This window comes from Aquirufa echingensis (genome assembly GCF_042714525.1).
Classification (GTDB): Bacteria; Bacteroidota; Bacteroidia; order Cytophagales; family Spirosomataceae; genus Aquirufa; species Aquirufa echingensis.
This window is the reverse complement of record NZ_JBBKYA010000003.1, coordinates 51,785-72,168: the sequence shown is the minus strand read 5'-3', so window position 1 is coordinate 72,168 and position 20,384 is coordinate 51,785. Positions and strand designations below refer to the sequence as shown.

Annotated in this window: 15 protein-coding genes; 8 read left to right on the top strand and 7 right to left on the bottom strand. The window is 38.7% G+C overall.

Going from position 1 to position 20,384, the window contains the following annotated elements; translation table 11 throughout:
• Positions 1-51: 51 nt before the first annotated feature.
• Positions 52-2,631, bottom strand: coding sequence for a DUF5686 and carboxypeptidase regulatory-like domain-containing protein (locus SKC38_RS05595; RefSeq protein WP_377975857.1), 2,580 nt, complete (start codon positions 2,629-2,631; stop codon positions 52-54).
• 79 nt (positions 2,632-2,710) lie between these two features.
• Here SKC38_RS05595 and SKC38_RS05590 point away from each other — a divergent pair, with 79 nt between their 5' ends.
• A complete protein-coding gene (locus tag SKC38_RS05590; RefSeq protein WP_377975855.1) occupies positions 2,711-3,910 on the top strand; it encodes an aspartate aminotransferase family protein in 1,200 nt (399 codons plus the stop codon).
• On the opposite strand, the gene trxA is transcribed toward SKC38_RS05590, so the two are convergent.
• From trxA to SKC38_RS05575, 3 genes are all read right to left on the bottom strand, one after another.
• The gene (gene trxA, locus SKC38_RS05585; RefSeq protein ID WP_315576240.1) at positions 3,911-4,234 is read right to left on the bottom strand and encodes a thioredoxin; all 324 of its coding nucleotides are present in this window, start codon (positions 4,232-4,234) and stop codon (positions 3,911-3,913) included.
• A gap of 68 nt (positions 4,235-4,302) precedes the next feature.
• Positions 4,303-7,863, bottom strand: a complete 3,561-nt coding sequence (dnaE, locus tag SKC38_RS05580) for a DNA polymerase III subunit alpha (RefSeq protein ID WP_377975853.1) — start codon at positions 7,861-7,863, stop codon at positions 4,303-4,305.
• 13 nt (positions 7,864-7,876) lie between these two features.
• Positions 7,877-8,551, bottom strand: a complete 675-nt coding sequence (locus SKC38_RS05575; RefSeq protein WP_377975851.1) for a DUF2461 domain-containing protein — start codon at positions 8,549-8,551, stop codon at positions 7,877-7,879.
• Between the two features lie 142 nt (positions 8,552-8,693).
• Between SKC38_RS05575 and trpS the strand changes: the two genes are divergently transcribed.
• On the top strand, positions 8,694-9,665 hold the full coding sequence (gene trpS / locus SKC38_RS05570; RefSeq protein ID WP_377975849.1) for a tryptophan--tRNA ligase: 972 nt from the start codon (positions 8,694-8,696) through the stop codon (positions 9,663-9,665).
• A gap of 3 nt (positions 9,666-9,668) precedes the next feature.
• Complete coding sequence (locus tag SKC38_RS05565) at positions 9,669-10,217, top strand: phosphatase PAP2 family protein (protein ID WP_377975847.1); 549 nt, start codon at positions 9,669-9,671, stop codon at positions 10,215-10,217.
• On the opposite strand, the gene SKC38_RS05560 is transcribed toward SKC38_RS05565, so the two are convergent.
• Positions 10,190-11,188 (bottom strand): aldehyde dehydrogenase family protein, encoded by a 999-nt coding sequence (locus SKC38_RS05560; protein ID WP_377975845.1) that lies wholly within the window; start codon positions 11,186-11,188, stop codon positions 10,190-10,192. The two genes, SKC38_RS05565 and SKC38_RS05560, sit on opposite strands and share 28 nt — an antisense overlap.
• A 123-nt stretch (positions 11,189-11,311) precedes the next feature.
• Between SKC38_RS05560 and SKC38_RS05555 the strand changes: the two genes are divergently transcribed.
• The 3 genes from SKC38_RS05555 (at position 11,312) to SKC38_RS05545 (ending at position 14,508) form a co-directional block, all read left to right on the top strand.
• Complete coding sequence (locus SKC38_RS05555) at positions 11,312-11,662, top strand: 4Fe-4S dicluster domain-containing protein (protein ID WP_377975844.1); 351 nt, start codon at positions 11,312-11,314, stop codon at positions 11,660-11,662.
• Between the two features lie 321 nt (positions 11,663-11,983).
• Positions 11,984-13,126: an outer membrane beta-barrel protein gene (locus tag SKC38_RS05550; protein ID WP_377975842.1), complete on the top strand. Its 1,143-nt coding sequence runs from the start codon at positions 11,984-11,986 to the stop codon at positions 13,124-13,126.
• Positions 13,127-13,161: 35 nt separating this feature from the next.
• Positions 13,162-14,508 carry an ammonium transporter gene (locus tag SKC38_RS05545; protein WP_377975840.1) on the top strand — a complete coding sequence of 449 codons (1,347 nt, stop codon included), beginning with the start codon at positions 13,162-13,164 and terminating at the stop codon, positions 14,506-14,508.
• A 428-nt stretch (positions 14,509-14,936) separates the two neighbouring features.
• On the opposite strand, the gene mtaB is transcribed toward SKC38_RS05545, so the two are convergent.
• Both mtaB and SKC38_RS05535 read right to left on the bottom strand, forming a co-directional pair.
• On the bottom strand, positions 14,937-16,259 hold the full coding sequence (gene mtaB, locus SKC38_RS05540; protein WP_377975838.1) for a tRNA (N(6)-L-threonylcarbamoyladenosine(37)-C(2))-methylthiotransferase MtaB: 1,323 nt from the start codon (positions 16,257-16,259) through the stop codon (positions 14,937-14,939).
• A gap of 91 nt (positions 16,260-16,350) precedes the next feature.
• On the bottom strand, positions 16,351-17,364 hold the full coding sequence (locus SKC38_RS05535) for a glutamine synthetase beta-grasp domain-containing protein (RefSeq protein ID WP_377975836.1): 1,014 nt from the start codon (positions 17,362-17,364) through the stop codon (positions 16,351-16,353).
• A gap of 242 nt (positions 17,365-17,606) precedes the next feature.
• Here SKC38_RS05535 and SKC38_RS05530 point away from each other — a divergent pair, with 242 nt between their 5' ends.
• Positions 17,607-19,814 (top strand): glutamine synthetase III family protein, encoded by a 2,208-nt coding sequence (locus SKC38_RS05530; RefSeq protein ID WP_377975834.1) that lies wholly within the window; start codon positions 17,607-17,609, stop codon positions 19,812-19,814.
• Positions 19,815-19,820: 6 nt separating this feature from the next.
• Positions 19,821-20,381: a hypothetical protein gene (locus tag SKC38_RS05525; protein ID WP_377975833.1), complete on the top strand. Its 561-nt coding sequence runs from the start codon at positions 19,821-19,823 to the stop codon at positions 20,379-20,381.
• Positions 20,382-20,384 lie beyond the last annotated feature (3 nt).

Below are 20,384 nucleotides of genomic sequence, written 5' to 3'. Positions count from 1 at the left end.
TTATTTCAAAAAAATTTAGCACAATTAATAGAATTTGGAGCATATTTCCAACTAGAAAGGCAAGGTTAATGAAACTTTCCATTGCGAGGGTACCCAATTTCCGATAGGTTTCGCAACTTCTAAACCAAAAGCTTTTAATATACCTTGCAAGGAATATGCTGCCTCATAATACCCCTCACGTAAATCAAGATCTCCTTTATTTAATGCGCTAAAGCGAATATGCTCCCGCAATCCATATAAATAGAACCATTGACTTTGTGTATAAAGCAATTTTCTTGGGCTCCATTTGGCATGAAACACAAGTGAGCGATTACCTGTACTAAACTGGTACATCGGCAAAGCACTAAATCCAAATGGTACACTAGAAATTAGATTTAACTCATTTCCATTAAAGTGCGTATAATCCAAATAGATTTGAGGCTTGACTAAGAATTCATCATATCGAAGCTGATAGGCTAATTTACCCAAACGATTCAAGTTGATGGTTTGATCTAACTGAAATCCTATTTTGGCAAAGCCATAATTGCCCACAACCCATTGGGATTCGAATTGTACCTTAGGAGCATTCTCAGGATTTGATAATCGTCGAATCGAATTATAAAGTCGCCAAGTAGATCCAGGCTGCCAAGTAACACGCATACCTAAACTCAATTGCTCATGTTGAACAAATCGCGTATCTTGAATTTCAGAAGAAATTGGATAATTAGGTCGAAAACGATTTTCCTGCTTATACCAACCATAATCAACCACGTTCGATAAAGGGCTTCGTTGACGATATTCCAATTCCCCTGAAATTAGCCAGGGCGCTCGAATCTGATATCGAAAACCTAATTGAACAAATTGTTTTTCATACCATGACAAATAGCTCACCGAATTAAATAAGGATGTACTACTATTCAAATTCATAGGCAGCGTTTTAGCAGAACTAAAATTCATAAGCTCTGAACCCGCACGTAAATTCCACCAATGCAATCCACCAGCGGCTTGATTTTCGAATGAAATCGACCCATTTATCGCCTCTCTAATAAATGCATAACGAACTTGCCCTCCAATTCTCCAATAATCCGTCTTATTTAGTTGATGATTTAGCGTCAAGCTACGATTCACATAAAATCCATCTACAGGAGTAAAACCTCCACCAAACATATCCAAGGTTATGGAATTACCCTTTCCATCTTTTTCATAATTATAGCGCTTGCCGAAAAACAATTGTGCCACATGAAACTTAGGCAAGGTATTTAACGAATCCTTCTTCATTTTGGCGCGCTCAAAAACATATAAACTATCAGCTTCCTTGAATCCCTTTACTTCGGCCTCAGACAATGGTACCTCTCGAGCTTCGTTCCAATAGGCCTCTGATTGCTTAGATGCTGAAGAATCAACTTGCATTTCATACATACTACTCACATCAGCTTTTGCAAGTGAATCCGTTTTGCTTTCTTCCTTCGTTACCTTCTTCAATACACGTTTTAATTTTTTACGCGTAATTTCTCCATTAAAAGCCGTTTGAACATCTTTAATCTTAGAACGATCTATTTCCTTCGCCAACGATTTATCCAAGCGCTCCTCAATAATCTGAGGTTTAACCACAAAGCCTGGATTAACCTGAATTTGGTAGGATTTAACTTGTGTCACATAATTGATAGTAAATCCCAAGCCCAAGGCCTGCATATTGGCCCGCATTTCATAATTTATGGGCATCCAAACACCTTGAAATTCAGCATTTTGTTGGCTTAACTGATAATTGCCATTCCCGTTCTTAAAATTTAATCGCAAAGAATATATGCTCCAAGTATCCTCTACAACAAGCAATTCTCCTTCAAACAAATCAATGGAAAATGATTTAGGTCTGACTTGTATCTTACTAATTGTCTTTCCTCCTTGGGAAAAGCTGCCTAAATAACTAAAGCTATAAAATTGAAATGCTGAAGGCGATACAGGCGATATCAATGCTCCCCAAACTTTAGGCATATAAAAATTAGTTTGCGTTGCACGCAAATTAGGTGCATCAGCCGTTTTCATCGCTAAGGGTAAATTATTCCGATTTGAAATAACACGCTCTTTAATCTGATTAGGCCGTTTATAATCTACCTGATTAATCGCTTCTAAGACATAAGTTCGACCTACTTTAATTCCAGCATCTTTTTCCAATTGCTTTCCAAAAGCAAAATCGGCCAACTTCGAAATGGAGGTAATCTTCCCGTTACCTTTGATATAGGCTTTTGCCTGATAAGCATTAAGTTCTTTTAAGTGGAATGGCGCCATCGAAATCATCCTACGCATAATACCAATTGCCGGATCTTCCTTTAATGCACGAATATTAACTTCTTCAAGAGACACAGTCTGTTCTTGCATCTGAACAATATAGTCTCGTTTTACTTCTTGCCCAGATAATTCAACATCAATCGTCCTAGGCGCAAAGCCTACATGCCGAAAAACCAAACGATTTTTGCCCGACTTCAAATGAATTTCAAATTGACCATCTTCGTTCGCCAATGTTCCTTGATTGGTATTTTCCACCCAAATGGATGTAAATGCAAGGGCTTCTTTTTGCGCATCAATCACTTTTCCTTGAATGGATTGAGCAAATAAAGAAACAGGAAAAATAAACAAGAGTAACAGTAGCTTCATGACGCAAGATTCGAAGATTATAGGAATAGACCATGTTAAAAACTGATAATTTGATAAAAGGCTGTAAATTTGAATTGATATGGGATTTACACACCGACAACTCTTTCAGAAACACATGGCGCCTACCTCTGATGCCCCTTTGGCATTAGAAATTAAATCGGCAGAACACATCTATTTAACAGATACAGCAGGAAAAAAATACATCGATTTAATATCAGGTATCGCCGTTTCGAACGTTGGACATCGCAATCCTGAAGTTGTACAAGCAATCAAAGACCAATTGGATCAATACATGCATCTCATGGTTTATGGCGAATACATTCAAAGTCCTCAAGTGCTGCTTGCTGAAGCCTTGGCTAAATCAACGAATACAGATAGTCTAAATCAGGTTTACTTCACCAATTCAGGAACTGAAGCGGTAGAAGGAGCCATGAAATTGGCCAAAAGATATACCAAAAGGCGTGAAATTATTTCATGCCACAATGCCTACCATGGGGCAACTCAAGGTGCATTATCCTTAGCGGGTGACGAACATTTCAAAAATAGTTTCCGACCGCTTCTACCTGATATTCGGCACATCCAACATGGAAATCTTGATGATCTAAATCAAATTACCACAAAAACCGCAGCCATATTCATTGAAATCGTAGGAGGGGAGGCTGGCATAAAAACAGCATCTAAAGCCTATTTTAAAGCTCTAAGAGCAAGATGTACAGAAGTTGGCTGCCTACTAATACTCGATGAAATTCAAACAGGTTTTGGAAGAACGGGTACTTTCTGGGCATTTCAAGCCATGGACATCGTACCGGATGTTCTATTAAGTGCGAAAGGGATGGGAGGGGGCATGCCGATTGGCGCTTTTATTGCTAATGAATCCTTGATGCAAACCTTATCTTATGCACCCGTTTTAGGCCATATTACTACATTTGGTGGACATCCTGTTTCCTGCGCAGCATCCCTTGCAACTTTAAACTTCATTCAAAAAAATCAACTACTTGATAAAATTGAAGAAAAGCATCAATTGTTTAAGGAATTATTGAGACACCCCATCATCAAAGAATTTAGAGGGGTAGGATTGATGATTGCTGTAGAAATGCAAGATTTCAAAACGGTGAAAGCGGTAATCGATGAATGCATTTTAAATGGCCTAATCACCGACTGGTTTCTATTTTGTGACAACTCCTTACGCATTGCACCGCCTTTGGTCATCACAAATGAGGAAATAAAAATGGCTTGCAACATCTTGTTACAAGCCATGGATAAAGTCTATAAAAGCTAATTAAGCGTGCTTTAACAAGGTTTCAGCCAAAACTGATTTTGGAATATTTCCACCAACTAAACGCTCAACCATTTCGCCATTTTTGAATACCATCAAAGTAGGAATTGAACGAATTCCCAAAGATGCAGGTACTGCTGAATTCGCATCTACATTCATTTTAGCTACAACCGCTTGTCCTTCTACATCTCCCGCTAACTCTTCTACGATTGGTCCAATCATTTTACAAGGTCCACACCATTCAGCCCAAAAATCGACTAATACGGGTGTCGGTCCACTAATTAATTCTTGAAAGTTGGCATCTGTTGCCTCTACGTATTTTCCCATTTTCTAGTTTATTTTAAAATTCAAAATTATAACATTTCAGGTATAAGAATTAGTTCCCGACAAATTATTTATGAAATTAATCGAAAACCAACTTTTTCTAAACCTACTAAATCCGCGATTAAAGATTTACCGATCCGAATCTGCATTTTTCTTGATAAAAAATCCATTTGAATCTGTTCATCTTCATCGAATACCTCAATAACCAATTTCTTATTGCCTTTGTTTCGCTCTAACACATCAAATAGATTATCCATTAAGGCAGAATTCAAATGCTTTAAATGCAAGGAAAGCTTCATTTCTTTGGTTCGTTCCTCTAAAACCTCAGATAATAACTCAATGGATTGAATCTTAAAGACCATTTGTTCCATGTAGCGATTCTTTTGTTGATAAGAACCCTGAATAAATAACATTCGATCTTGGCCAATAAAACGCTCAAATTCAATATAATCTTTACCAAACAAAGCAAATTCATAATTCCCTGAATAATCTTCTAAGGTGAAAATCATGAATTGATTTCCATTCGCAGAAGTACGAACATTCATCTTAGATACAATCCCAGCCACTGATTGAACAGCACCTGGCTTCGAATCTAACTGAACAACCGTTGAATTAGTAAAATTTTGAATCTCAACTTTATATTCATCCAAAGGATGCCCTGAAATGTAAACGCCAACAACCTCTTTCTCATTCTTTAATTGCTCCATCACAGACCAAGTTTCAGAAACAGGTAATTTAGGCTTCGCAATGTCATTTCCCGTTCCGGCGCCTAAATCTCCAAACAAAGATTGCGTTGCCTCAGCTTTTAACTCAGCCATACGAGAAGCATATCGAACTATTTTGTCAATAAACGAAGTACCATCCTCCATCGCAAAATAATGCGAACGCTGAACTTCCTCGAAACAATCAAATGCGCCAGCTAGAGCCAAAGACTCCATACTGCGCTTATTTACTTGGCGAACATTGACCCTAGAAACAAAATCATAAATATCCTTGTATTCTCCATTTTGCGTCCTTTCCTCCACAATAGCGTCTACGGCAGCTTCTCCAACACCTTTAATCGCACCTAAACCAAAACGAATATGCCCTTTCTTATTCACGGCAAAAGAACGCGATGATTCGTTCACATCAGGGACCAACAAAGGAATTCCCATACGTTTACACTCATCCATGAAGAAGGTAATCTTTTCAATATTTCCCAAAGAATTGGAAAGTACCGCCGCCATGAACTCAGACGGGTAATTAGCTTTTAAATATCCTGTTTGATAAGCTACTAACCCATAACAAGTTGAGTGAGATTTATTGAAGGCATATTGCGCAAAAGCTTCCCAGTCGGTCCATATCTTCTCCAACTTAGGCGCTGGGTGATTATTAGCTTGTCCACCTTCCATGAACTTGCCTTTCATCTTATCGATTGTCGCTTTGTCTTTCTTTCCCATCGCTTTACGCAATACATCGGCATCTCCTTTGGAGAAATTGGCCAATTTCTGCGAAAGCAACATCACTTGCTCTTGATAAACCGTAATCCCATACGTATCATTCAGATACTCTTCCATCTCAGGCAGATCGTATTCAATCGCTTCCCGACCGTGCTTTCGGGCAATGTAATTCGGGATATAGACCATTGGACCTGGACGGAACAAGGCATTCATTGCAATTAAATCCGAAAATTGATCGGGCTTTAAGTCGCGTAAATGTTTTTGCATACCCGGAGATTCAAATTGGAACGTTCCATTCGTTTCTGCTCGTTGGTATAATTCAAAAGTAGCTTTATCATCCAAAGGCAAATCATCCAACACAATCGTCACGCCATGATTTTGCTTAATTAAGCGAACAGCCTCCTTTAATATAGATAGGGTTTTAAGCCCCAAAAAGTCCATCTTAATTACACCCGCATTCTCAATCACTGAACCGTCGTATTGCGTAATCAACAAGGCAACGTCCTTAGAAGCCGCTACAGGCAAAATATCTGTTAAATCTGAAGGTGCAATGATAATACCTGCCGCATGAATCCCCGTTCCTCGAACAGAACCCTCCAATACCAAAGCATTTTCAATGACTGTGGCAGGTAATCCGCCTGATTCTTTGATTTGACGCAATTGCTTCACCTGCTCAATCTCCTCTGGATTCAAACCTTCCTTATCAGCTAAACTTTTATCCCCATTCAAAGGCGCATTAAAAATTCGCTCCAAAGTGATTTTCGGTTTTTCTGGAACTAATTTGGCTAATGCATTTGATTCCGATAATGGTAAATCCAATACACGTGCAACGTCTTTAATGGACATTTTAGCAGCCATCGTGCCATACGTCGCAATATGAGCCACCTGATTCTTGCCGTATTTGTCTACGACGTAATCAATGACTTTTTGTCGGCCTTCATCATCAAAGTCCGTATCAATATCGGGCAATGACTTCCGATCTGGATTTAAAAAACGCTCAAAAAGGAGATTGTATTTAATGGGATCAATATTGGTAATTCCTAAACAATAGGCTACCACAGAACCTGCGGCAGATCCCCGACCAGGCCCGACGTAGACACCAAGATCGCGACCCGCTTGAATAAAATCGGCTACAATCAAAAAGTAACCCGCAAATCCCATGGTCCGGATTGTATATAATTCAAAGCGAAGACGTTCCTCAACCACCTGATCGATATCCACATAGCGCTTTTTCGCACCTTCCATGGTCAAATGCTCCAAATAATCATCCTGCGATTGGAAATTCGTAGGAATCTGGAAATTTGGCAACATGACATCCTTGGTTAATTTCAAGGTTTCTACTTTGCCAACAATCTCATTGGTATTATCAATGGCCTCAGGAACATGTGACCACAATTTGGTCATTTCTTCCGTTGTCTTAAAATAGAACTGGTCATTGTAAAAAGCAAAACGCTTGCCTTTCATCTCGGATCCATCATCGATATCCTTGTAAGTAGGAGTGGCCTGCTTTTCGCCTGTGTTGATACACAACAGGATATCGTGGGCATTTGCATCTTTCTGATCCAAATAATGACTGTCATTGGAGGCAATCACTTTTACATTATACTTCTTTGCAAACTTTAACAACACCTCGTTAACCGTCTGTTGCTCAGGGATATGATGATTTTGAACCTCGATGTAATAATCCTCGCCAAAGAGATCCAACCACCATTTAAATTCCTTTTCAGCCTCTTCTTCGCCAGATCGAAGAATTGCTTGTGGGACAGATGCACCCAAGCAACAAGTGGTAGCAATCAGGCCTTTATGGTATTTTAAAACAAGCTCTTTATCAATTCGAGGGTATTTAGAATACATCCCCTCCATAAAACCCAATGAACAAAGCTTGACTAAGTTCTGATACCCTTCGGGATCCTTGGCAAGAAATAATTGGTGGTAACGCTTATCCTTTTGCTCCTTCGTAAAGCTCTGCTTGTGTCGATCGGCAACTAAATAAAATTCACAACCCACAATAGGTTTAACTCCTTGTTTGCCTGCTTCAGCAACAAATTGAAATACACCAAACATATTACCGTGATCGGTAATCGCTACCGCCGGCATATTATCTGCTTTGGCCTTTTTAAACATCGAAGATATCTTCGATGCGCCATCCAATAATGAAAACTGCGAGTGATTGTGTAAATGCGAGAATTGCATGTATTAAATGGTATTAAAAAGGTTCTTTATCAAAAAATGTTGCATTCAAAAAATCAAGAAAAGGCTTCATCACCACCGAGTCCTTCATTAACTGAGAAATAAAATCAGCTGATTGTAATTCATTGTCGGTATAATGCTTCCAATAAAACAATTGCTTTCTACGTAAATAAGGTGCATCCTCCGAAGTAGGATCAAATCCCTTGGGAACTTTTTGAAGCATTTCCCCCTCAGCAGTTCCAAATGTAGAAACGAATTGGGGAGACTCGACAATTTTTCGAAGGGCCGCGCCATTATAATCAACTTCCTGACGGTATTTAGCCATTTGTTCAGGCGTAGGGCTATACATTCCGCCTCCTAAAAAAGACTTACCTCCGGGTTCAATATGAAGGTAATAATCCATCAATCCTGAACGTCGCCCACCTTCTGAAAAACTCGCAGAAAACCAGGTCTTGTAAGGTTCTTTATTTTTAGAAAATCGAACATCCCGATAAATTCGATAGGAGCAATGCTTCCTTTCAACCCCAACCATGTTTTCAAATTCACTGTACGATAAGATGAGCGAATCGATTAGTTTATCAAAATTCCCTTTTTCAACGTCATATAAAGCTTTATTTGCAGCAAACCATTCGCGTGAATTGTTCGCTTTTAAATCAGACAAAAAGCTTAAAAGACCAGGGGATATGGACATGAGAAACCGCTAAAATTTAGGTAAACGAAATTAGCGAAAAATTAGCAGAAAGCACAGGGGAGAAGTTCACATTTTGGTGACAAAAAATATATTGGGAGAATTGAATGAATTTCCTGATTTTTGTAAAATTTTTATCTCGTATATGCGCATTTTAACTGGTATTCAATCATCTGGAAAACCCCATTTAGGCAATATTTTAGGAGCAATCATGCCTGCTATAGAACTTTCCAAACAAGCGGGAAATGAATCTTTTTTATTTATTGCCGATTTACATACATTAACAAGCCTACGTGATGGGGAACAAATTCGCACAAACACCTTATCCATTGCAGCCGCTTGGCTAGCATTTGGTTTTGATACAGATAAAAATTATTTCTATCGTCAATCGAAATTAGCCAGCTACCATACCGAAATCATGTGGTATTTGAACTGCGTAACACCTTATCCGATGTTGGCAAACGCCCACAGCTTCAAGGATAAATCCACACAAATGGCAAATGTCAACGCCGGTCTATTCACATATCCTGTTTTACAAGCGGCTGACATTGTATTGTATGATGCAGAGTTGATTCCGGTGGGTAAAGACCAGCGCCAGCACATCGAAATGACGCGCGATATTGCAGGATCATTTAATCGGATGGCCGAAAACGATATTTTTGTTATCCCGGAAGCATACATCAATGAATCCGTGATGACGATTCCGGGCATTGATGGGAATAAAATGAGTAAATCGCTCAATAATTACATTGATATCTTTTTACCTGAAAAGGATTTATTAAAGCAAATCAAAAAAATCGAATCGGATTCAACGCCGTTGGAAGATCCGAAAGATCCAGATAATGATATTACGTTCAAATTATACCAACTCATTGCGACGCCTGAACAAACGGCAGAAATGCGTCAAAATTATTTAGCAGGAGGATATGGTTATGGACATGCCAAACAAGCATTGCACAGTTTGATGCTCGAATATTTCAAAGAGGCGCGTGAAAAATTTGATTATTACATGAATAATCCCGCTTTGATTGAAGAAAAATTAGAAATAGGAGAACGTAAAGTGGAACCCATTGCAGCCGCAACACTTTCACGTGTTCGTGAGGTATTTAAATTTTAAATCATGTTTCCAGCTTGGGATGAAAGCTTATTTAAATTGATCAATGAATGGCACAGCGATTCACGTGATACATTTATGATTTTTCTGTCCGACAAATATGTCTGGATTCCTCTGTATGCGGTTTTGATTTGGAAAATATACAAAAACAATCAAAAAGCGATCAAAGCTGCATTACTCTATATTGTCTTTTCGATACTTTGGGCGGACCAAATTTCATCTAGCGTATTAAAACCTTGGATTAAACGCCTCAGGCCTAGCCATGTTGAAGCTTTTCAATCCTGGATTCACACACCGAATGGGGCAGGGGGACTTTACGGTTTTTGTTCTTCACATGCGGCCAATGCCTTTGCCGTGGCGATGTGTTTTTATTTATTAACTCAGAACAAACGGATCAGTATTCCATTATTTATTTGGGCCGCACTTGTATCATTCAGCCGCATCTATTTAGGCGTTCATTATCCCATCGATGTACTTACAGGGGCTATTGTAGGATTATCAGGGGCTTTTTTCTTGAAAAAACTTGTTTACGACAAATTAACTAGAAACTCATAAGTATTGATTCCATCCGCCCAATCATCCAACGCAGGCATCTGCGCCTGACCGAACGGAATTGCCTTTTGGCTCACTACACATTGAATCTTTTCTGAATGTTGATTAAGCCAAGATTCCAAAGCTTCCAGTGAATCATAACGATGAACATGCAAAATACCCACAGGTGAAACGAGTTCTTCACTTTCTGTTACAATTATATTTCCTAAATCAAAGTGAGGTATTTGATTCAACAGCATCAATGTCTTGTGATATTGATAGTTATTCGAATACTTGGTATGATCCAACACCCAACCTACCTGCGTTAATACATCAAATAAAGGAATTAAATCGAAGGATTCTGGCACGGCGATTGTAGACACATTCCGACAACCCAAACCATAATAAGTAAAGATATCAGTAGCAAGACCTTCATAATCAGATTTCGTTTCTTTTCCTGTCAAAACAGCAACGGAGCTACGATTCTTACGTATGATATGGGGAATCTTAGCAAAGTAATTAGAAAAATAGGAAGAAGAGAAGTCGGAACCCGTCGCAATCACAGCATCCACAGAAGGTAATCGATCTACAACTTCTATAACAATACTTGCGTCAATGGAACGAATTGCATCTATATACAACATCATCAGTGCCTTATCTTGAGAACTAAGTTTAAGCACTGGTTGGTGACCTGCCGCAATAAGCATTAATAAATCATGCATTCCTACGGCAGGAAGATTGCCTGAAAGTATCAAGCCTACACGTTTGGGTGATTGAGAGGGAGCAGGCTGCTTTTCAAAAAACGATTTCCAACTAGAAGCATCAAAAAATTGCTGATTGATTGCGTCCATGGCATTTCGAATTAAATAATCCGAAAACCAAGCGTTCTCATTTTTCGCCCTTTCTATAAATAGTTCAATTTTTTCTTTGTTGGATGAATCCTCAAAAAAAGCTTGCAAACCTAGAATCAAGGATATAAAACGATTATTCAACATATTAAAGGGCTTAATTATTATAAAATAGCATTACAAAGTTCTTAAAATTTTAGAATACTCTGCATATATTATATACTATTCAAAACTTCTTGTGTAAATTGCACAAAATTTTTAATACTTGTTATGGCAATTATCATTACAGACGAATGTATTAACTGTGGGGCTTGCGAACCAGAATGCCCAAATACAGCTATTTATGAAGGTGGTGTAGAATGGACTTGGGCCGGAGGAACTGCATTAACTGAAGTAGAATTAGAGGATGGATCCAGCATGGATGCTAAAGCTCCTATTGAACCTATTTCAGAAGAGTTCTATTACATTGTACCTGATAAGTGTACAGAATGTACAGGTTTCCATGAAGAACCACAATGTGCAGCGGTTTGTCCAGTAGATTGCTGTGTTCCAGATCCAGACCACGTAGAGGACAAAGAAACACTTGAAGCAAAAAAAGCTTGGTTGCACGCAGAAGCGTAATAACCATTAAATAATATTACGATAGAGAGCTCATCAAATGATGGGCTCTTTTTTTTGTCCTAAATACTCAACTCATCATTAATTTGAAAACATTGCACTTTTCCAATTCGACAATTTTGCTCGTTTAATTTTACATTCATTTTTAAAACATTTTTGCAAAATCACAAAAAATAGGTTTATTTTTTATCCATATTTTGAACAATTTTTGAATTATTTCAAAAAATAGGTTTAAAAATATACCAGAACACTTGCATCATAATATAATTTCCTCAATCTTTGAATTGTAATCAAGCATTTATAAACTTTTAAACAATTCCGCACATGAAGAAATCTATCCTAACAGCTATTTTCGCAGCTACAGCATTTTGTGGATTTTCCCAAGAAAAAGAATCCGAGGCACCCAAGTTTAGCTTTACCGGCTACATTGATTCGTACTATATGTTGAATTTCAACAGCCCTACAAATCGGAGCAATTTAGGAGCATCAGGATATGAGCGAGCATTTGATCAAAAATCAAATCAGTTCTCATTAGGACTTGTTCAAACGAAATTTGGCTACGCAACAAAGAATTCAGATGTTGTCGTTGATTTAACTTTCGGACCCAACGCAGATTTAGGACAATACGGAAACGTAATCGGGCCTTTAGGTGCTGGCAAGGCAACAACCGCACTAGCAATCAAACAAGCATATTTTAATTGGAAAGCATCCGACAAATTAACGTTGACAGCTGGACAATTTGGTACACACATTGGCTATGAAGTAATTGACGCCCCAGTTAACTACAACTACTCACTTTCTAATTTATTCAACAATGGTCCATTCTATCACATCGGTGCTAAAGCAAATTATGCATTCAGCGACAAATTTTCTGCCATGGTTGGATTGGTCAACAATGTGGATAATCTAAACGACAACAATGCGTCAAAAGGATTAATCTACCAAGTGTTTTCTTCCCCAATCGCAGGTTGGAATGTTTATGTAAACGGAATTTCATCAAATGAATCAGCACCATTAGCATCTGGCAAAGATGATTCTGGTAGCTACAATTTGTTAGACTTAACAACTTCATACCAAGTTACACCTAAATACTTATTAGGTTTAAATGCAGCTTACGGATCACAAACTGGTGATTTTCAAGGTGGAGGTAGCGTTGGAGACAGCAAAACTTGGGGAGGAGTTGCCCTTTACTCTAACTATGCATTCACTGATAAATTTAGTGTAGGTGGACGTTATGAGGTTTTCGACAACACATCTGGCGCTCGTGCATTACGTGCAGCAGATGGATCAGGAACAGATGTTAGCTCTTTAACACTAACTGCAACTTTTACAGCTGCTGATGGACATTTGTTAATCAAACCAGAATTGCGCTCTGATGCTTACAAGACAGCACAATTTGTTGATGGCGACGGAAAGGCTCAAAAATCTCAAACTACATTAGGATTACACTTCATCTATAAATATTAATTTTTTCCATTATTCACCCTTTAATCAGTACGAACATGACTTCACAAAAACCAACATGGATCCCGCTACTCGTACTCGTAGCAATTGCAGTACTTGCATTATTTACTACTTCTGTTCCAGGTGCGATGCCAACAGAAGGTTTAGACACAGGTGATACAGCCTGGATGATTGTAGCCTCAGGTTTAGTATTATTAATGACACCAGGATTAGCTTATTTCTACGGTGGTATGGTGAATCACAAAAACGTGATTTCAACGATGTTACAATCATTTATTGCCATGGGTGTAATTTCTGTAATTTGGATTGTATTCGGATTCTCTTTGGCATTCGGAGATTCGTTAGGCGGCTGGATTGGTGACCCTAGAACATTTTTTATGTTCAACGGGGTATTTGACCACAAACTATCATTGGGTTCATCTGACCAATTAAAGTTTACCATTCCATTTGCACTTTTTGCATTCTTTCAAATGAAATTTGCGGTAATTACACCAGCACTTATTTCAGGTGCACTAGCTGAACGTATCAACTTCCGTGCATTTGTATTGTTTATGGTATTATTCTGTGTGGTTGTTTATGCACCATTAGCTCACTGGACATGGCACCCAGACGGATTCCTTTTCAACTTAGGTGTATTGGATTTCGCAGGAGGAACAGTTGTACACATGTCGGCAGGATGGGCAGCCTTAGCAGGAGCGCTTTACTTACGTCGTCGTAAGTCGCACATCGAGTCTAACATTTTGCCTCCAGCAAACATTCCCTATGTATTATTAGGAACAGGTTTATTATGGTTCGGATGGTTTGGTTTTAACGCGGGTTCTGCCGTGGGAGCAAACGGATTAGCCGTAACAGCTTTCGCAACAACGCACGTAGCAGCAGCTGCTGCTGGTTTATCATGGATCTTATTTGATGTAACTCGTGGCAAAAAAGTTTCTGCATTAGGATTCTGTATCGGAGCTGTAGTCGGTCTAGTAGCTATCACACCTGCTTCAGGATTTGTTACAGTGCCAGTTGCAATCTTTATTGGTGTAATTGCGGCGATTGTTTCTAACATAGCAGCACACTGGAGAGCTAGTTCAAATTTAGATGATACGTTAGATGTATTTCCTTGCCACGGTTTAGGCGGTATGGTAGGTATGTTGATGACTGGTATTTTCGCAACGACAGCAGTAAACTCGGCAGTAGCAGAACAAGGTTTATTCTACGGAGAAACTGCATTATTCTTTAAGCACTTATTAGCCTTAGCAATCGTTTCAGCATTTGCTTTCGGTTTATCTTACTTATTGTTAATCATCACGGATAAAATTATCCCATTGCGTGTTAACGAAGAAGAAGAAAGATTAGGATTGGACATCTCGCAACACGACGAATCGATTGCAGAATAGTTCACACAGCAGAGCCGCAAGTAATGGTTCTTGTGGTTTTGTTTCAATCGGAAAGCCGGCGACTTTTAGTTGCTGGCTTTTTTGTTTGATGGACGTTAGACATTGGACGCTGGACTGTAGAGACGCGATACTTCGCGTCTATGAGTTAAGAGTTAAGAATTAAGAGCGAAGAGAAAGTAATAACTTTATTTAAGAGACGGGAATATTATTTATGCAAACAACTTCAAAGACATGATGATCCTAGCCTAATAAACATGATGCCTATGTTGCTAACACAAAAATTAGGAATATAGTTAAAAAAAGTTCGAGAAAACTTACATAAACTCCGGACTTCGGACTAATAACTAGTGACTGATGACTGACGACTAGTGACTAACGACTAACGACTGACGACTAGCAACTGATGACTAGCGACTGACGACTGACGACTAGCGACTGACGACTAACATCACTTCCCCCTTCACTTCACCAGAATCAGTCAATGATTTATAACGAACAGGTTGAATCGTATTGATCAACAATGGATCATAAGGAACAGAAACACGCACATAATTCTCTGAGAAACCTTCCATTTGGCCATTTTCGGATGACTCCTCAAACAACACTAGTCCCATATTTCCCAATTGACTTTCATAAAAGGCATGACGCTTTTTATCTGATAAAATATGAAGCATTTTAGAGCGTTCAGATTTTTGCATGCCGTCAACTTTCGGTTTAATGTCGACAGCATATGTATTTGCCCGTTCTGAATAAGGAAAGACGTGCAAATATGAAATTTCAAGTTCATTCAAAAATTGGTATGTCTCCAAAAACAACTCAGGCGTTTCACCTGGATGCCCAACAATAATATCTACGCCAATACAGGCATTTGGCATAACGGAACGAATCAAAGCAACCCGATCTTGGTATAATTCTCGTTGATATCTACGCTTCATCAATCGCAATACGGCATTTGAACAAGATTGCAGTGGAATATGAAAATGTGGAACAAAGCGTTTTGAAGTAGCCAAAAATGAAATCATTTCTGGCGTCAATAAATTGGGCTCTATACTCGAGATACGAAAACGCTCAATCGAAGATTTTTCCTCAATCGCCTGAACCAACTCGAAAAATGTTTCTACTCGCTTACCTTGTTGGATTCCAAAATCACCAATATTAACACCTGTTAATACAATTTCTTTCACTCCATTCGCTGCAATTTCCTCAATCAACCCTAATACTTTCTCTATTGAATCCGAACGAGATTGTCCGCGAGCTAATGGAATGGTACAATAGGAGCAAGGGTAATCGCAACCGTCTTGCACTTTTAAGAATGTTCGCGTTCGATCATTCACACTATATGAAGCATGATAATCTAAATCATATCGAATTTCGGAAGCAATTAATTTGGGTAAATCTTGAACAGTACGGTCGAGATAGGGGAGGATTAATTCAGGCAACTGAAATTTTTCATTTGCACCAAGCACTAAATCTACCCCGGGAATTGCCGCAATTTCTTCGGGCTTCAATTGCGCATAACAACCAATAATCACTACTGCTGCCGCCGGATTGATTTTTTTTGCTTCGCGAACTACTTTTTTACATTTCTTGTCGGCCTGCTCCGTAACACTACAAGTATTGATTACAAATAAATCAGGATTATCCTGAAATTCCGCGCGCACAAAACCCACAGGTTCTAAAGACCTAGCAATGGAGCTTGATTCCGCAAAATTCAATTTACAACCGAGTGTATAAAAGGCAACCTTTTTCATCTAACCAATTCAGGACACAAAATAAAACAAAAATGGCGGGAAAACCCGCCATTTTCAATCATAAAGTATATAAATGCAAGATTAAAACAACTTAAATTTTCGCAGTTTTCACCGTTTTGATAATGCGAGCTGCTACTTTGTATGGATCGGCAGCTGAATTCGGACGACGATCTTCTAACCAACCTTTCCATCCTTTTTCTACTACCGCAATAGGAATACGGATTGATGCACCACGATCTGATACTCCATAAGAGAAATCATGAATCGAAGCAGTTTCATGCTTTCCAGTTAAACGCATGTGGTTGTCTGCTCCATAAACCTCAATGTGCTCTTTAACAAATGGAGCAAATGAATTACAAATAGCATCGTAAGTCTCTTTTTTACCCGCTGTACGCAAAGCTGTATTCGAGAAGTTTGCATGCATTCCTGAACCATTCCAATCCAACTCTCCTAAAGGCTTACAGTGCCAGTTGATTGCAACACCGTATTTCTCACCTAAACGCTCCAATAAATAACGACCCAACCAGATTTCATCACCTGCTTGTTTTGCTCCTTTAGCAAACATTTGGAATTCCCACTGACCTGCAGCTACTTCTGCATTAATACCTTCAATATTCAAACCTGCGTCAATACACAAGTCCATATGCTCTTCAATAATTTCACGACCATAAGCATTTTTTGCACCTACTGAACAGTAGTAAGGTCCTTGAGGCTCAGGATACCCATTTGCAGGGAAACCCAATGGCTTATTTGTTTCTGGATCCCAAAGGAAATATTCTTGCTCAAAACCGAACCAGAAATCATTATCATCATCTTCAATTGTTGCGCGACCGTTTGTAACGTGTGGCGTACCATCTGCGTTCAAAACTTCGCACATTACTAAATAACCATCACGGCGTGCTGGATCTGGACAAACGTAAACGGGCTTCAACAAACAATCAGAAGAACCACCTTCAGCTTGCAATGTAGATGAACCATCGAAAGACCACATATCTAAGTCTTCTAATTTTCCACTGAAATTGTTCTCGATTTTTGTCTTAGAACGTAAACTCTGTGTTGGCTTATTGCCATCCAACCAAATGTACTCCAATTTTGATTTAGCCATGATTTTATACTTAAAATGATAATAAAAATACTTTTATGCGAAAACTTGATACAAATTTAAACGAGATTTAATGAAAAACAACAGAAAATTTCACAAAACACAATAATTCAAACGACTATTTGCAAAATCTGCAAAAAATCAAATTTATACCACACCAAATACAATTTGCAAACAGCTCAAATTAGCTATGGAAAAGTCAGACATTTTGGTTAGTTTTAAACTTCAATACATCAAGATTAATTATGGCTATAACTCGATTTAAAGCACTTGAATTAGCTCAAATGCGCGCAGGAACTCCTGTTAAACTACCTACCGAAAAAGTTAGTGATTACTATGGAAGTATGACCTTCAGTGATGAAGTCATGCGTTCGTTATTATCCCCAGAGGCATACTTAAAGATTAATACTGCGATCCAAACGGGTTCAAAAATAGATCGAGACGCGGCAGATGAAGTAGCAGCTGCTATGAAATCATGGGCTATCTCAAAAGGTGCAACACACTATACGCACTGGTTTCAACCCTTAACTGGAACAACCGCAGAAAAACATGATTCATTTTTTGACATTGATTTAAGCAATGGAAAAGCTGTTGAGAAATTTAAAGGATCAGCATTAGTCCAACAAGAACCTGATGCATCATCATTCCCAAATGGTGGTATTCGCTCCACTTTCGAGGCACGTGGATATACCGGTTGGGACCCATCTTCTCCAGCATTTATTATGGAGAATGCTGCTGGTACAGCTACACTTTGTATTCCATCGGTATTTGTTTCATATACAGGAGAAGCACTTGATTACAAAACACCTTTATTGAAATCCATTGAATTAATTGACAAAGCTGCTACAGCTGTGGTCAAAGAATTCTTTAATCGTGACGTAAGTAAAGTTATCCCTACATTGGGAGCAGAGCAAGAATATTTCTTAGTTGACGAAGCATTATTCAACGCCCGCCCAGATTTAGTGATGTCGGGAAGAACAGTATTTGGTCATGCACCAGCTAAAGGCCAACAATTAGAAGATCATTATTTTGGGTCTATTCCAAATCGAGCGAATGCTTTCATGGTAGATTTTGAAATTGAAGCCTTGAAATTGGGTATGCCTGTTCGTACGCGACACAATGAGGTAGCACCTGCTCAATTTGAGGTGGCGCCAACATTTGAAGAGGCCAACTTAGCATGTGATCACAACGCGCTTTTGATGGACTTAATGAATAAGGTAGCATCGAAACATAAGCTTAAAGTATTATTCCACGAAAAACCTTTCGCTGGCATCAATGGATCAGGTAAGCACAATAACTGGGCTTTAGCGACGGATACAGGAGTTAATCTATTAGGACCCTCATCGAAACCGAAAGAAAATTTACGTTTCTTAACGTTCTTTGTAAATACATTGAAAGCTGTCCATGATCGTGCTGATTTATTACGTGCATCAATTGCATCTGCAGGCAATGAACACCGTTTAGGTGCTAATGAAGCTCCACCAGCGATTGTTTCAGCATTCTTAGGATCGACGATGAGCCAGGTGTTGGACGATTTAGAAAATATGAGTGATATCGATGATATCACATTAGAAAAAGGAGATAACGTATACCTTAAACTAGGTATCAATAAAATACCTTCTTTAATTTTAGATAACACAGACCGCAATAGAACGTCTCCATTTGCTTTTACGGGAAATAAATTCGAATTCCGTGCCGTAGGATCATCTGCGAATTCAGCTGCTCCGATGACCGTTTTGAATACGATTGTGGCAGATCAATTAATCAAATTCCGTAAGGAAGTTGAGGTAATCCTTGAAAAAGGAGTGAAGAAGGAATTAGCGATTATGGAGGTTCTGAAGCAATATGTGAAGGAATCGAAGAAAATACGCTTTGAGGGTAATGGATATTCAGATGAATGGGTCGTTGAGGCTGAAAAAAGAGGTTTGTCTAATTTAAAAACAACTCCAGAAGCTTTGGCAGTATATGCTCGACCAGAATCAATCGAATTATTTACAAAACACGGAATCTATTCAAAAGAAGAGATGCACGCGCGTCACGAAATTGAATTAGAAAACTATGTGAAGAAAATTCAAATCGAATCACGTGTCATTGGAGATATGGCGATCAATCACATTGTTTCTACATCATTGAAATACCAAACACAATTGGTTGAAAACGTAAAAGGTCAAAAAGAAATCGGTATTGATCCGCATTATTTTGCCCCTACGGTGGAAATGATTAAGAAAATCTCGGAATACACGTCAAGCATCGTTCGTTTACAAAGCGAAATGACTGAAGCACGTAAGGAAGCTAATAATGTAGAAGAATTAGAAGAAAGAGCGACACTTTATGGCACCAAGGTTAAGGGCTATTTCGAAGAGATTCGCTACGCTGTAGATAAACTTGAATTAATCGTAGACGACGATGAATGGCCTCTACCAAAATACCGCGAATTACTTTTAATCAAATAATCCTACATGACAACGAACGCAAACCCTGGCTTTTCAAAGGAGGAAATCCAACAACTAAAAGACCAGTGCAAACAGGCTAACAAGCCATTTATCGTTATTGAGGATGACGATTTACCAACAGGAAATGAGAAAGAAATGGTCCACATACAGTTTGTGGGCCAATTCAATAAGCAAGAAGTAATTTACGATGCAATCCTTTGCACCTTGCAGCTACATTACGCGAGTGCAATTTATGAGGCTGCTGAACAAGAAGCGATTCACCATTTCCCATTGTATGTCCCTATAGAAAATAGAGATGAAACATACGTTGAAAATGAATCATTAGACGAAGAGGTTGAAGTAATGATTCTTGAAATCATCGACGAGCTTGAAGAAAATGATGAAATCAAAGTAAATGAATACATTGAAATCGATGAGGATTTCGAATATGGTATCGGTTTAGAAGTAGCACTTTATGTTCCTTCCTTAGAAGATGATGTTATCGAAAAATTCATTTCAGATTTCAATAGCGGAACACTCTCATTAGATCCGTCTCGTTTTTCGTTTCGTTCTGAAGATCCTGAGTAATAC